Origin of the sequence: Dyadobacter fanqingshengii (assembly GCF_023822005.2) — a bacterium.
Taxonomy (GTDB): Bacteria; Bacteroidota; Bacteroidia; order Cytophagales; family Spirosomataceae; genus Dyadobacter; species Dyadobacter fanqingshengii.
This window is the reverse complement of the sequence record NZ_CP098806.1, coordinates 2,430,492-2,444,807: the sequence shown is the minus strand read 5'-3', so window position 1 is coordinate 2,444,807 and position 14,316 is coordinate 2,430,492. Positions and strand designations below refer to the sequence as shown.

Here is a 14,316-nt window from a genome sequence, read left to right as displayed (position 1 = left end):
CGGAGCTTCTAAGTTTACGAGGCCGAGACGCTCCGGGAAGTTTAATCAGTAATAATCAAACATTGTAAATGTATGCGAACAGCCGAAGAATTAAAAGCGAACTATGAACAAGGTTATAAAAGCACTCCAATAAGTAAAATAAAGCATGAAATGCTAGCTGCTCAACAAGAGCAATTAGTTACCTGTATCCGGGAATTCTTTGATGAAGGTGATGCTTGCGGACCGGTTTGTTATTTGAATGAGTTGATGAAAAATCGTGCGGATAATGCTGACGGTCTTAGGATATCATCATTTATAATGCGGCTGGAAAGGTTTGATCGATGTATTAATGTGCTCCGAAAATGATTTAGACTCGTTCCGTTTGGCTCAACCTCTTGTTCAAAGCGACGATCGAAATCCAAATCACTGTTGCCCCGCCGTAGCCGGTGTAAAACTTGTCCATTTCCATCGTATGGAGCTCGATCAGCACGCGAATGATAAGCTTGCAGCCGCTTATGATTGACATGATTTGAAAGCCTGTGCCAATGAATCCAGAAAGATTAGTTTCCTGGAAGCGATTTTGACACTTGTAAACAATAAGGTAGAGAATGCTAGCAATAAATGCCAGAATAAAAATGATTCGAGGAACAAGGATCTCGTCTAAGACAACATGTAGTAAGTTCACAAACTCAGAAGAAATTAACTATAGGGTTTCATTCGGAGTTTGTGAATTTTTCAATCGTAGAAATGGCCAGATTTCAACAAATATTCCAACCGCTCCGCCAATCAGCGCGCCTGGCATGTTGAATAAACTCCCGCCTAAAAATGCTCCTCCACAAGATGAAGAAAGAGCAGCGGAGATAATTGAATCCCAGTCGTTTTTCTTAAAATGACCTGACTTACAGTTTGAAATTTCCATGGTTAGTGTGGCGAACGATTTGAAAAATTAGAAAAGTAAAGCTATGTATTTCTTCCGGAAAGGTCAATAAATTTTAAGTGATTTTTAACTTAACTATCTCATTATGTGGATTATAAGTGTAGCTTATAATTTGCAATCTTCTTCCGGCAAATCCCCGATTCCCGATAATTTACCGATAAATCATTCAAACCCTCCGCCGGAAAACTAGTGGGCTGAAACCCGCTCTCATGGCACTGATTTAGCGCTTGCTGAATACAAACATTCAAGTGCTGATATGTGTAAAATATTGTTTTTTCTGATGGCTGTCGTCGCGACGCCATGCTTCTCACAAACGAAAACGCTTTGGGATGGGGAAGCAAATCCGGCCAATTGCAATAAGGCTTATGGATCTGTTATTTCCGGGGCCGATGCGTATGATGGGAATGCTTGCTTTCGGGCTGAACCGGATCAATTTCATACTTCGAAAATCGGGTTTAATTGTAGCAATGCCTGGCGGGCAGATATTTCTGGTTTTAATGAATTGCGTTTCTACATTAAATCGAATCAGAATGGGCAAACGACTTCCATTCGGTTTACAACTTATTTCGCGCAAAGCAATTGGGTTGATCTGGTTCCTTACATACAAAGCGGAGGCGGTATTTCGACTGATTATAAGGAGGTTAGAATCCCGCTTAATGTGCTGAAAAAGCAGGGTTATGATCTTAGTTCGATCGAATATTTGGAGTTTGCGACAACAACTGTTAATCAGCTATTCTTCTTTGTGGATAACATTCAGGTTGTAGATTTACAATCACCCAATCTTATGTTGCAGCCTGTGTCTGATCAAGTGCTAAAAATCCGCATTAGTGAGCGGTTTGATACAACCGGATGTTACAAGGTTCGTAATTATGGTCTGAAAAGCCAGACAGATCCTGACTATCAGGTTCTTCGAAATCCCGTTAAAGTCGGACGACATCATCAGGTGGCAGCATTGCTTTCTCCATCAGGAGCTCCAATAGTTGATTATGAGCTCTTCTTAATTGTCAATGAACCAGTAAAAATAGGCAGCGTATATAACCTGACGGTGAATGATATTAAGGATTTGTCGGGCAATGCAGCTCATCTTGATACAACATTTACTTTCAATGACACCGAAATTTATGGCAATGTAAAAGCCAACCAGGTTGGTTATTTGCCAGCCGGTCCTAAATTGGGCAAGCTTGGGAATTTTCTTGGCGATGCCTGGTTTATGCCAGTTGATACGGTTAATACACCAGTTTTCCAGGTTAGGAATGAGTCAGATCAAATTGTTTTCAGTGGCACAAGCCAGTTTTTGAAAGCGGATTCTACATTTAGCGGCGAGCTGGTTTTTGATCTGGATTTTTCTGATTTTAACACGCCGGGAACGTATTATTTATATGTTGAGGGATATGGCCGTTCCGAAACATTCGTCATTGCCGACGATGTCTACGACAATTTGTACAAGCAGACTGCGCGGGCTTTGTATTACCAAAGAACCGGCAAGCTGGATGGGCCTTATGCGGAAAACTGGCAGCGCGGCGCTTTGCCTGCAACAACTGCGGAGATTCATGCTTCACATGCTTCTTCGTCGCTGAATAATGCTTCCGATTTTCCTGTCGGAACTAACATCCCAATGACGAGCGGCTGGCTGGACGCGGGCGATTATGGGCGTTATGTTCCCACTGCTGCAAGCGCCTTATTTATTTTGTTTACCGCACACGAACTATATCCGCAAAAATTCCCGGACGATTATTACAACATTCCCGAAAGTGGCAACAACATTCCGGATATTCTGGACGAGATAAAGTATGAAACCGATTGGCTGAAACAAATGCAGGCGCCAGACGGCGGAGTCTACTTCCGCGTTACGCCTGCAACGTGGTCCACCGGGTTGCCTGAGGAAGAACTTAATGCACTATATGTTTCCGAAAAAACCACGCAATCCACCGCCCTTTTTGCAGCAGCGATGGCCGTGGCGTCCCGAAATTTCAAAAAATATCTTCCCGATTACGCAAACAACTGCCTAAGCCTGGCCAAGAAGGCCTGGGCATTTCTGCAACAGCATCCCGAAACCTCTCCCGTTGTGAATGTTCCGGGCATTTCAGCCGGGCCTTATCCTGATCCCATCGATCTGGATAATCGTGCCTGGGCCGCGGCAGAACTTTATAAAACAACGGGTGAGCAGCCTTATCACACGGCTTTTCTAGATTACTATGCACAAATCCCGCATCAGTTTCACGCGACCATGAGCTGGTCACAGCACACATTTAAAGCTGCCTGGGCATATGCAACAACTAAATTTCCGGTTGATAATGTGCTGGTTACAGAATTCAAAGCCAAGCTGAACGAGGAGGTTTTAATGAACTATAATAAAAGGACGATGGATATTCATGCCTATCATGGGGCATATCATCCGTTTAAAGGCTATGTTGGCTATGGCACATTTGGAATGGCGCAGAGTTATGCATTTGATTACATTATGTTTAGCTTTTTGTTGTCGAAGCCGGAACTGCTGGATCTTGCGAAAATTCAGTTGGATATTCCATTGGGCAACAATCCTTTGTCCAAAACCATGATAACGGGTTTTGGTAAAAATTCACCGAAGCCCCTTTACATTGGTCCACGGTTAAAGACAAGTTTACGACGCCCGTTCCCGGCATTCCGGTGTTTGGCCCGGCTGCTTCGCTCGTGATGAACAGGCCTTCCAGTTTTGCCATTCAGGATTCTTTAAATCGCTATCCGTATGGTTTTAAAAAGGAAGATCCTTACCCGGTGCTTCGTCGCTATACGGATGCGCGGGAAGCCGTGGAAATGTCTGAATTTACCGTTCAGGAAATCGCCGTAACAATCGCGCCATTTGCATTTTTCAGTACGGCAACAAATGATGTGCTGCCGGTCCGTTTCGAAAGTTTTGAAGCCCGGGCCGAACAATGTCAGGTGGACCTGCTTTGGACGACCAGCGAGGAAACCAATGCAGCCTACTTCACTGTGCAACGCAGCTTGGACGGAGAGACATTCGAAGATATTGGCCGCGTAACTGCCTCCGGATCAAGCAGAATAAGACAGCAATATGCCTTCTCGGATTCCTTACCCGGCCCTCACAACTATTACAGGCTCAAACAGGTTGACCTCGACGGTAAATACGAATTGACGCGGACAGTTCATACAGCAGATCCATGCAACGGAGTTAAAATAAAAGTTTTGCGAAAGCAGCAAAACTTTTATGAAATACACACCAAAAGTCTGGAAAAAGGAAATACTCTAACGGGTGAACTCATCGACAAGCGTGGAATGCGCCGCCGACAATTCGACCTGAAATCCAACGAAATCACCCGTTTTGACACATCAGGCTTGCCGGAAGATCTTTACATTTTACAGATCAGCAACCAATCCGGATATCGGTTATATACGCATAAGTTACTGGTTCAATAACATTCACCTACTGCCAGATGCTGGTCCAGTTGTAAGGATCGGGTCCTGTGACACTGCCGCTCGCGGGATAACCGGAGCCGTTCAAAACGTATGTGTAATGTGTGGCAACAGGGTTTTTGCCAGGCTTCTTCAAATATTTTGTTTCAACCAGATTCAGCGATCTTTGAGGAAACAATTTTGCATCCATTTTAAAATTGAACTGGCTGAAAACCGTTGACTTATCCATGTGTTTCAGATAGTATTCGTAGCTCGTTTTGTTTACAATATTGCCGTCCGCGTCGTAACGCTCTTGAAACGTAACATTATGATCGTCATAGTAGTAAGCCAGGTAGCCATCTGGTAAATTGTTTTCGCGATAATATTCTTTAACCACTTTACCAGCCTGATAAATGTAGTCGGTCTGGATTATGTCGGAAACATTCCCGCCGCTGGTGTAAAATGTTTCGAGTTTTTTCACAGCATATTGGTTAACAAGGTCATAAACAATGTCGGAGCTCTTTATGCCACTGAAGATGGTCGTATAAATCACCTTGTTGGGCGCATATGTCACATTGGTCGTGTAAGTGCCGCCTTCCGTGCGGTAGCTTTTGAGTGAATGGTCGGCATTGTATTGTATGTCCGTAATGTCGTAGCCGGGCATTGTGGTTTGCGAAAGTGCCTGACTCACGACAAATGCATTAGAATGAGCCTCGGCGTTGACAGGAGCATCATTTTGCGGGCTAAGCTCCCTTTTTCCGCATGAAAAAATAGCAACTGATAAAAGGAGGAGGATCTGCGCTGGCAGTCGAAAAGAAAATAGTTTTTTTGTCATAATAACATTACGGTTTTCGTAAAAAGATGTCGCAATAAGGCGAATGCTGCGACTTGAATTTTTAGAATGAGGACGAACAGCTGCTCTCGTTTACCCAGCGGCTTCGGATCAATTATCCTGCGGTTAATGAAGGGTTTAAGAACATTTGTCCTGTTTGCCCCACTTAGTTAGCTTTCCATTGTTAATTAGTGTATCTTACAAGTTGGCAACCGAATGTCCGGCGCATGCCTTTCGACAATTAGCAATGAGACCATCACCAGAGCAGTTAAGGGACTTTTTTAAGTCAAATTTTTTTCAGGTTGACCAACCTTTCGAATATAACTACGACGCGGCCATAGCCGATTTTTACCATCGATTTCACGATGAAACACCTGTGGCAGAGCCAATGCCCAATCCGCGTAAGTGGCAAACCACTTATGTGAGAAAATACGCTGTGAAGGCCTTCATGAGAACCAAGGACGGAAACATTCACCATGTGATATTCAGACAGGATTTGGATAATAACCAGATTACCAATTTTGATGGCTCAGCATGGCAGGGTGACCCTAACTTGCTGGATGTGTGGCAGGAGTATTATGAGTCTGATAACAACTTGGTTGTAAGTGGCTGGTAACGAATAATAGAGCGTTTTTAAAACCTGAAAATTACAGGAGAGTAAAGTATTGTTTGGAAAACTATTTGAGAAAAGTAAAAAGTTGTATTTTAGCAGCAACCGTAACCCACTATCAGAATTTCTATGAGCATACTCTACATTGATCATGAGGTCAATAATCTCAACTCCTTTAAAGCTTCATTCAGGAGAGACGCTACCATTTATCTCGCGGACTCGACAGACAAAGGCCTCAAAGTCCTGGAAGAAAAACAGATCGATGTTATTTTCGTCGACCAGCAAATGCCCGATATGACGGGGCTGGAATTTTTGAAAATCGCATCAAAGGAATATCCTGAGAGCATCCGGGTGTTACTTACCGGGCAAGCTTACAGCGCTGAAATTAAACATGCGGAAGTCAAGGGATATCTCCATAATTTCGTTACTAAACCTTGGGATGAACAAGATTTGAGAAGGTTGATTATCACCAGCTTAATGTAATTTCCTTTAAAATATGATTGATGAGCGCGTTCCGGCATGGGACGCGCTCATTTTCATTACCGGCGGCGGCATCGATCGGCTAAAAATATTGCCACAGCAATATTTGTTGGAAATAATTTTTACATTGTGATTTCAATTTTACTTCCTGAACATTCGATGAAAAGAAGAGATTTTATGCAAATGACAGGGATGGGCGCAGGAGCTATGCTGCTTTCGTCCGTGCCCGTAGGAAATCCTGTGAGCGCTGCCCATTTGCTCGAACCCTGGATCGATGTCGCTGCTAAGAAGAAGTTTGCAGAAATTGCGCTGAATGCGGCCAAAAGCAAAGACGCAACTTACACGGATGTCAGGATCGGGCGCTATTTGCAGCAATATCTTTTTACGCGTGAAAAACAGGTTCAGAACATTGTTAATGCTGAATCCTACGGCGTCGGCATCCGGGTGATCGCAAACGGAACGTGGGGATTTTCAGCCACCAGCGATGTGACTGCGGAAGGCATTGCAAAATGTGCCGCAACGGCTGTTGAAATAGCCAAAGCAAATTCCAAATTCCAGACAGAGCCCGTGGTTTTGGCTGAGCAAAAGGGAGTTGGCGACAAAACCTGGAAAACGCCCATCAAGAAAAATGCATTTGAAATTCCTATTCAGGAGAAAATAGATCTCTTGATGCATGTGAATGGCGAGGCGATGAAAAATGGCGCCGGCTTTGTCACTTCCAATTTGTTTTTTGTAAACGAACAAAAATATTTCGCCTCATCCGACGGCTCATTCATAGACCAGGACGTGCACCGGATCTGGCCAACATTCACCGTAACAGTCACAGATAAAGCAGCTGGAAAATTCAAAACCCGCGATGCGATCAGCTCGCCGATGGGCATGGGATATGAATATCTGGATGGTCTGGCTTCGGAAAAAATTGCTGGTCCAAACGGCTTGGTTGGTTACCGCAATTCTTATGATATGGTGGAAGATGCGATAAGTGCTGCCAAGCAGGCGAAGGAGAAAATGACCGCAAAATCGGTGCTTCCGGGTAAGTATGACCTGGTTCTGGATCCCAACCACCTTGGATTAACCATTCATGAATCCGTTGGGCATCCTACCGAACTGGATCGTGTGCTGGGTTATGAGGCCAATTATGCCGGGACAAGCTTTGCCACATTGGATAAATGGGAGTCTAAAAACTTCGCCTATGGCAGCAAGCTTGTGAACATTGTGGCGGACAAAACGCAGCTAAATACACTGGGAGCTGTGGGTTATGACGACGAGGGCGTTCCGTGTAAAGAATGGGACATTATTAAGGATGGTGTTTTGGTCAATTATCAGGCCATTCGCGATCAGGTAAAGATTATTGGTGAAAAAGAATCGCATGGCTGCTGCTATGCGGATAACTGGAATTCAGTTCAATTTCAGCGTATGCCCAACATTTCTCTGAAACCCGGCACCGAAAAGCGCAGCGTGATGGATATGATCAAAGGCGTGGAAAAAGGCATTTATATCATAGGCCGGGGTTCATATTCCATTGATCAGCAGCGCTATAACTTCCAGTTTGGTGGTCAGGTTTTCTATGAGATTAAGAACGGACAGATCACGGGCATGCTGGACGACGTTGCATACCAATCCAACACACAGGAATTCTGGAATTCATGTTCTCAGCTTTGCGATAAAGACGATTACCGCACATTCGGTTCATTTTTCGACGGAAAAGGGCAGCCTGCGCAGGTAAGTGCGGTCTCTCACGGCAGCGCAACTTCCCGTTTCGATGGTGTTAATGTCATCAATACGGGACGCAAGATTTAATGAGTGACCGGGTCGCCGGGCGATGAGTGACCGGGTCGCCGGGCGATGAGTGAATAAATCAAATTAATGACTGACTGACTGACTGACTGACTGATCGGGATGAGTTGATACTTTAAATTAAATCACTCACTCATTCACTCATTACGTCATTGAAAATTAAACCTACCATGGCCATTTTATCCAAAGAAGAAGCGAAGAAAATCATTGATAAAGTCCTGGCATTTTCAAAAGCCGATGAGATCAGCATCGGTCTTTCCGGCAACCGCACGGGCAACATTCGCTATGCAAGGAATTCTGTTTCCACGAGTGGAGAAACCTCGGATCTTTCACTGTCTGTCACATCTGTTTTTGGGAAAAAATCAGGAACATCGACGATCAATGAATTTGACGACGCCTCGTTGGAAAAAACGGTGAGAAGGGCGGAGGAAATTGCCAAACTGGCACCCGATAATCCCGAATATGTTCCTATTCTCGGCCCGCAACAATATTTGGAAACCAATTCATTTTCCGAAAGCACAGCAGCCATTAACCCGGATTATCGGGCGAAAGCCGCTTTCGACAGCATTGATCCCTGCATTAAAAAGAACCTGACGGCAGCCGGTTACATGGAAGACACTGCCGGATTTTCTGCGATGGGAAACAGCAAAGGGCTTTTTGGATATAACAAAGCAACTTCCATAGATTTTTCCATCACCGTGCGCACGGCCGACGGCAAAGGTTCAGGCTATGCGGCGCGCGACTACAATGATGCTTCCAAGCTCAGCACCGCTTCCGCAACGGAAGTAGCGATGCAAAAAGCATTGGCATCTTCTACTGCAAAAGCATTGGAACCAGGCAAATACACAGTTATTCTTGAACCGACCGCGGGAGTAGATTTGCTCCAAAACATGATGCGCAGCATGGACGCCCGAAATGCCGACGAAGGAAGAAGCTTTTTAGGCAAAAAAGGAGGCGGGACGCGGCTAGGTGAGAAGCTGTTTGACGAACGGGTAAACATTTACTCAGATCCGCAAAACCTTGAAATTCCGGGATCGCCATTCAGCGGCGATGGAAGGCCACAGGAAAAAGTAATGTGGGTTGAAAACGGAGTTGTTAAAAATATGACATATTCGCGCTTCTGGGCCGAAAAACAGGGTGTTAAGGCCATTGCTCCGCCCTCAGGATTTATCTTTCAGGGCGGTAACGATTCACTGGCTGACCTTATTAAAGGAACAGAAAAGGGCATTTTGGTAACCCGACTCTGGTATATCCGAGCCGTGGATCCGCAAACATTACTTTACACAGGCTTAACCAGGGACGGAACATTCTACATTGAAAACGGCCAGATTAAATATCCGGTGAAGAATTTCCGGTTTAACGAAAGTCCGGTTATTATGCTGAATAATGTGGAAGCCATCGGCAAGCCAGTGCGCGCGAGTGGCAATCTGGTGCCTCCGCTCAAAATCCGAGACTTTACATTTACAAGTCTTTCGGACGCTGTGTAGCAGGGCGTTGCCGCTTAAATCGGTTAATTTCCTTATGTAAAAAGTGCATTGATTCTATCGGGTCTTTTCGTTAGCTTATGCTTTGCACTTTTTATTTTCAAAAGCCAAATTCTTCACTATTAGCAAACATATATACTTTGAAACGCAGAGACTTTATACAACTGGCTGGCCTTGGAACCGGAGCGTTCATGATACCCGCCTTTGCAATGGGCAGGAATGTTTCACCCGAGGCATTTTTTGAAAAAAGCGTCGATGTAGCCGTTAAAAAGAGGTTGGCAGACGCTGCGCTGAACGCTGCGAAATCCAAGGGGGCTTCCTATGCGGATGTGCGGATTGGCCGATATCTCAATCAATTTGTGGTCACCCGCGAAGACAAAGTCCAGAACATTGTTAACACGGAATCTTATGGTGTGGGCGTGCGCGTGATTGCCAACGGATGCTGGGGTTTTGCCGCAGTGGTGGATGTAAATAATGAAGCCCAAATGGCCAAAGCCGCCGAAGATGCCGTTGCCATTGCAAAAGCGAATGCAAAGCTGATGAAAGAGCCTGTACAACTGGCCCCTCAAAAAGGTTTTGGCGAAGTAAGCTGGAAAGCCCCGATCAAGAAAAATGCTTTTGAAGTGCCCATTAAGGAAAAGGTTAATCTGCTGCTTTCTGTCAATGATGCAGCGATGAAAAATGGTGCTAATTATGTGAATTCAGTGCTTTTTTTGGTAAATGAACAAAAATATTTTGCTTCCACGGATGGCTCCTACATTGATCAGGACGTGCATCGCATCTGGCCGATCTTCAATGTAACTGCCATTGATCCGAAAAGCGGAAAATTTGAAACCAGGAATGCACTAAGCGCCCCAATGGGCATGGGCTTTGATTATCTGCAAGCCAATCCTTCTGATAAAATTACGGGCGTAACAACTCGTTATAACAAAGGTTACGACATGCTGGAAGATGCCACTGCCGCAGCCAAACAAGCCAAAGAAAAATTAACAGCAAAATCGGTTGAAGCGGGAAAATATGACCTGATCCTCGATCCGTCGCACCTTTGGCTGACCATTCACGAATCCGTTGGGCACCCGCTCGAACTGGATCGTGTGCTGGGTTATGAGGCCAACTTTGCAGGAACTTCCTTTGCAACTCTGGACAAATGGCAATCCAAAAACTTCCAGTATGGCAGCAAGCAAGTGAACCTGATCGCTGATAAATTGCAGGAAGGGTCGCTGGGCGCTGTTGGTTGGGACGACGAAGGTGTGAATACGAAGAAATGGGATCTCGTAAAAGAGGGTGTTCTGGTGAATTACCAGGCCATTCGTGATCAGGCGCACATTATCGGCGAAAAGGAATCGCACGGCTGCTGCTATGCCGACAGCTGGTCTTCCGTTCAGTTCCAGAGGATGCCCAACGTGTCCCTCGCCGCCGGCAAAACGCCCTTGTCCGTGGACGATATGATTAAGGATGTGAAAAAAGGCATTTACATCATTGGCGACGGTTCATTCTCGATTGACCAGCAGCGTTATAACTTCCAATTTGGCGGTCAGTTGTTTTACGAGATCAAGGATGGCAAGATTGCAGGAATGTTGAAAGACGTTGCTTATCAGTCCAATACGCAAGAATTTTGGAATTCATGTGTGCAGGTTTGCGATGAAAAAGATTATCGCCTCGGCGGTTCGTTTTTCGATGGAAAAGGCCAGCCTTCCCAGTCCAGCGCCGTTTCACACGGAAGTTCAACAACCCGCTTCAATGGAGTAAATGTGATTAATACAGCCAGAAAAATCTAATGATTGAATGAGTGAATGAATATTTTCTTTCACATTCAGTCATTCAATCATTCACTCATTCAAAATTCAAAAAACATGTCAATCATATTATCTGAATCAGAAGCAAAAGCATTATTGCAAAAAGTGCTGGCTTACTCCAAAGCGGATGAATGCGAAATAAACCTGCTGGGCGAGGAGCGGGGCAACCTGCGTTACGCAAGAAACGAAGTGTCCACAAGCGGTTCGCTCGTTAACCAGAATTTGTCGGTTCAATCGTCTTTTGGCAAGAAAGTAGGCGTTGCGACGATTGATGAATTCAGCGACGAATCATTGGAAAAAGTGGTGAGAAGATCCGAAGAATTGGCCCAGCTAGCTCCGGAAAATCCTGAATATGTGAGTATTCTCGGGCCTCAGACCTATCTTAAATCTTCTGGTTTCTTCGAATCTACGGCAGCAATCAATGCAGACAAGCGCGCCGACGCGGTTGCAAAAAGTCTGGAATTGTCGCGGGCAAAAAATTTAACAGCGGCAGGTTTCCTGGACAATCAGAAAGGTTATTCGGCCATGATGAATTCGAAAGGCTTATTTGCCTATTACCCAAGCACAAGCGTAAACTTCTCCCTGACTGTCCGCACGCCGGATGGCACAGGTTCGGGGTACATTGCGAGAGGTTATAGCGATGTAAATAAGCTGGATACGGCAGCGGCTACGACCATTGCCATTCAAAAAGCCACCGGTTCTATGAATGCAAAGGCTCTGGAACCAGGAAAATACACAGTTATACTTGAACCCACGGCGGCCGCGGTTTTATTGGAAAATATATATTTCAATTTTGATGCAAGGAGCGCGGATGAAGGCCGATCATTCCTGAGCAAGCCGGGCGGGAAGACCAAATTAGGAGAGAAAATCGTTGACGAACGCGTGAACATTTACTCAGATCCGATGCATCCGGATTTGCCGGCATCAACCTGGTCGGGCGACGGTCAGCCTTTGCAAAAGATGAACTGGATTGAAAAAGGTGTCGTCAAAAACATGGTTTATTCACGTTACTGGGCACAGAAAAACAATGTTAAGCCCGTTCCTTTTCCCAGCAATGTGATTATGGAGGGCGGAACGGCAACGATGGAAGAATTGATCAAATCAACGAAGCAAGGCATTCTGGTAACCAAACTTTGGTATATCAGAGAAGTGGATCCGCAAACATTGCTGCTCACGGGCCTTACGCGCGACGGGACATTCTACATTGAAAACGGGGTCATCAAGCATCCGGTCAAAAACTTCCGTTTCAACGAAAGTCCGGTCATTATGCTGAACAATCTGGAAACATTGGGTAAATCGGAAAGGGTTGTGAGCACGGAGTCAGACAGGAACTATTTGGTTCCACCCATGAAAATCAGGGAGTTTACATTTTCTTCACTTTCCGACGCAGTTTGAAGCCTTTTTTCTTTACACGAATTCAATACACGTCCGGAAACTGGGACACCGACCAGCGAATGCCTTCCAATTTGTTGCATTCGCTGGTAGAATACACCACAATTCCCATTGACGAGAAGGAAAAAGTGGTTCAGCTTAATAGTAATGAAATTTTCAAAAGTCCCTTTTGCTATCTCAGTGGGCATAAGCTCGTTGAGTTTTCTACGCAGGAAAGGGATCACTTCCGGCGATATGTGCAAAATGGCGGCTTCGTTTTTGTAGACGACTGCAACCATGATATCGACGGACTTTTCGCCAAATCATTTGAGCAGGAAATGGAACGGACATTTGGTCCAAAAGCCTTGCAGAAAATCCCCAATAACCATCCGCTATATCACAGTTTTTTCAAATTTGAAGAGGGCCCGCCAACGACTTCATTCGAGTTGAACGGCTGGGGCGACGATCTCGTGCACGATTATCTCAAAGCGATCACGATTAACGGGAGGATTGGCGTGTTGTACAGCAATAAAGATTACGGCTGCGAATGGGATTATGATTTTCGGAACAAACGCTTTTTGGCCGTCGATAATACGCGTTTCGGCGTGAATATCGTGGTTTATGCATTGAATGCCAATTAACTTAATTTGCTATTGGAAACAAACAACCTAACCCATTATAAGACGCTTGTCGCCAAGCTGCCGCTGCTTAAAAAGGAAATTGCCAAGGTGATTGTCGGGCAGCATGAAGCCATTGACGAAATACTGATTTCGCTGCTTGCTTCGGGGCATTGTTTGCTGGAAGGCGTGCCTGGTTTGGCTAAAACATTAATGGTCAAAACCATGTCGGAAGCCCTGCATATGAGCTTTAAAAGGATCCAGTTTACGCCGGATCTGATGCCGGGTGACATTGTAGGAACCGAGATTCTGGAAGAAGATCACGAAACCGGCAGGAAATTTTTCAAGTTTAACCAAGGTCCTGTTTTTGCCAATGTTGTTTTGGCCGACGAAATTAACCGGACGCCTCCCAAAACGCAGGCAGCATTACTGGAAGCGATGCAGGAAAAATCCGTTACTTACGGCGGGACGAATTATGAGCTGCCCAATCCATTTCTGATCATTGCCACTCAAAATCCTATCGAGCAAGCCGGGACATATCCGCTGCCGGAAGCCCAGCTCGACCGTTTCCTGCTTTATATCAAACTGAATTATCCCAATGAACAGGAAGAACTGGACGTTTTGAAAGGCACAACGGGATCATTCAAAGCGGATATTGAGCGCGTTTTAACAGATTCTGAAATCGTCGATTTACAAAAATTAACGCGGCAAGTGCACATTAGCGATGATCTCATTCAATGGATTAACCGGTTGGTGCGGGCGAGCCGACCAGAAGGAAGTCCGTCCGACTTCGTTAAAGAATGGTGCGACTGGGGAGCCGGCCCGCGCGCAGGGCAAGCGCTCGTATTATGCGCCAAAGCACGCGCAGTCCTGAGCGAACGCTTTTCCGTGATCCCGGAAGATATCCAAACATTGGCTTATCCCGTATTACGTCACAGGATCGCTATGAATTTCCGCGCCGAAGCCGAAAACATCAGCACGGATCAGGTGATTGATCAGTTGTTGCGAACGATAAAGGCCTGA

The 14,316-nt window shown here is 45.3% G+C and carries 14 protein-coding genes; 11 read left to right on the top strand and 3 right to left on the bottom strand.

Annotated features, from left to right (window positions below; all coding sequences use genetic code 11):
* The first annotated feature begins 72 nt into the window (after positions 1–72).
* Positions 73–345: a hypothetical protein gene (locus tag NFI81_RS10145; protein WP_234612562.1), complete on the top strand. Its 273-nt coding sequence runs from the start codon at positions 73–75 to the stop codon at positions 343–345.
* Between the two features lies 1 nt (position 346).
* On the opposite strand, the gene NFI81_RS10140 is transcribed toward NFI81_RS10145, so the two are convergent.
* Both NFI81_RS10140 and NFI81_RS10135 read right to left on the bottom strand, forming a co-directional pair.
* Positions 347–505, bottom strand: a complete 159-nt coding sequence (locus tag NFI81_RS10140; RefSeq protein WP_234612563.1) for a hypothetical protein — start codon at positions 503–505, stop codon at positions 347–349.
* 177 nt (positions 506–682) lie between these two features.
* Positions 683–898: a hypothetical protein gene (locus NFI81_RS10135; RefSeq protein WP_234612564.1), complete on the bottom strand. Its 216-nt coding sequence runs from the start codon at positions 896–898 to the stop codon at positions 683–685.
* 274 nt (positions 899–1,172) lie between these two features.
* Here NFI81_RS10135 and NFI81_RS10130 point away from each other — a divergent pair, with 274 nt between their 5' ends.
* The gene (locus NFI81_RS10130) at positions 1,173–3,590 is read left to right on the top strand and encodes a glycoside hydrolase family 9 protein (protein ID WP_234612566.1); all 2,418 of its coding nucleotides are present in this window, start codon (positions 1,173–1,175) and stop codon (positions 3,588–3,590) included.
* Positions 3,590–4,330, top strand: a complete 741-nt coding sequence (locus NFI81_RS10125) for a hypothetical protein (RefSeq protein ID WP_234612568.1) — start codon at positions 3,590–3,592, stop codon at positions 4,328–4,330. The genes NFI81_RS10130 and NFI81_RS10125 overlap by 1 nt, the downstream gene beginning before the upstream one ends.
* A gap of 7 nt (positions 4,331–4,337) precedes the next feature.
* On the opposite strand, the gene NFI81_RS10120 is transcribed toward NFI81_RS10125, so the two are convergent.
* Positions 4,338–5,141 (bottom strand): hypothetical protein, encoded by an 804-nt coding sequence (locus NFI81_RS10120; protein WP_234612570.1) that lies wholly within the window; start codon positions 5,139–5,141, stop codon positions 4,338–4,340.
* 244 nt (positions 5,142–5,385) lie between these two features.
* Here NFI81_RS10120 and NFI81_RS10115 point away from each other — a divergent pair, with 244 nt between their 5' ends.
* The 8 genes from NFI81_RS10115 to NFI81_RS10080 all read left to right on the top strand — a co-directional run bounded on the left by NFI81_RS10115 (position 5,386) and on the right by NFI81_RS10080 (position 14,316).
* On the top strand, positions 5,386–5,754 hold the full coding sequence (locus NFI81_RS10115) for a hypothetical protein (RefSeq protein WP_234612571.1): 369 nt from the start codon (positions 5,386–5,388) through the stop codon (positions 5,752–5,754).
* A 123-nt stretch (positions 5,755–5,877) separates the two neighbouring features.
* Positions 5,878–6,231: a response regulator gene (locus tag NFI81_RS10110; RefSeq protein WP_234612572.1), complete on the top strand. Its 354-nt coding sequence runs from the start codon at positions 5,878–5,880 to the stop codon at positions 6,229–6,231.
* 156 nt (positions 6,232–6,387) lie between these two features.
* A complete protein-coding gene (locus NFI81_RS10105; RefSeq protein ID WP_234612573.1) occupies positions 6,388–8,028 on the top strand; it encodes a TldD/PmbA family protein in 1,641 nt (546 codons plus the stop codon).
* 167 nt (positions 8,029–8,195) lie between these two features.
* Positions 8,196–9,512: a TldD/PmbA family protein gene (locus NFI81_RS10100; RefSeq protein WP_234612574.1), complete on the top strand. Its 1,317-nt coding sequence runs from the start codon at positions 8,196–8,198 to the stop codon at positions 9,510–9,512.
* A 137-nt stretch (positions 9,513–9,649) separates the two neighbouring features.
* Positions 9,650–11,287: a TldD/PmbA family protein gene (locus tag NFI81_RS10095; RefSeq protein ID WP_234612575.1), complete on the top strand. Its 1,638-nt coding sequence runs from the start codon at positions 9,650–9,652 to the stop codon at positions 11,285–11,287.
* 75 nt (positions 11,288–11,362) lie between these two features.
* A complete protein-coding gene (locus tag NFI81_RS10090) occupies positions 11,363–12,700 on the top strand; it encodes a TldD/PmbA family protein (protein WP_234612576.1) in 1,338 nt (445 codons plus the stop codon).
* Entirely contained in the window at positions 12,697–13,317 is a 621-nt protein-coding gene (locus NFI81_RS10085; RefSeq protein WP_234612577.1) for a DUF4159 domain-containing protein, read from the top strand. The genes NFI81_RS10090 and NFI81_RS10085 overlap by 4 nt, the downstream gene beginning before the upstream one ends.
* A gap of 12 nt (positions 13,318–13,329) precedes the next feature.
* Positions 13,330–14,316, top strand: a complete 987-nt coding sequence (locus NFI81_RS10080) for an AAA family ATPase (RefSeq protein WP_234612578.1) — start codon at positions 13,330–13,332, stop codon at positions 14,314–14,316.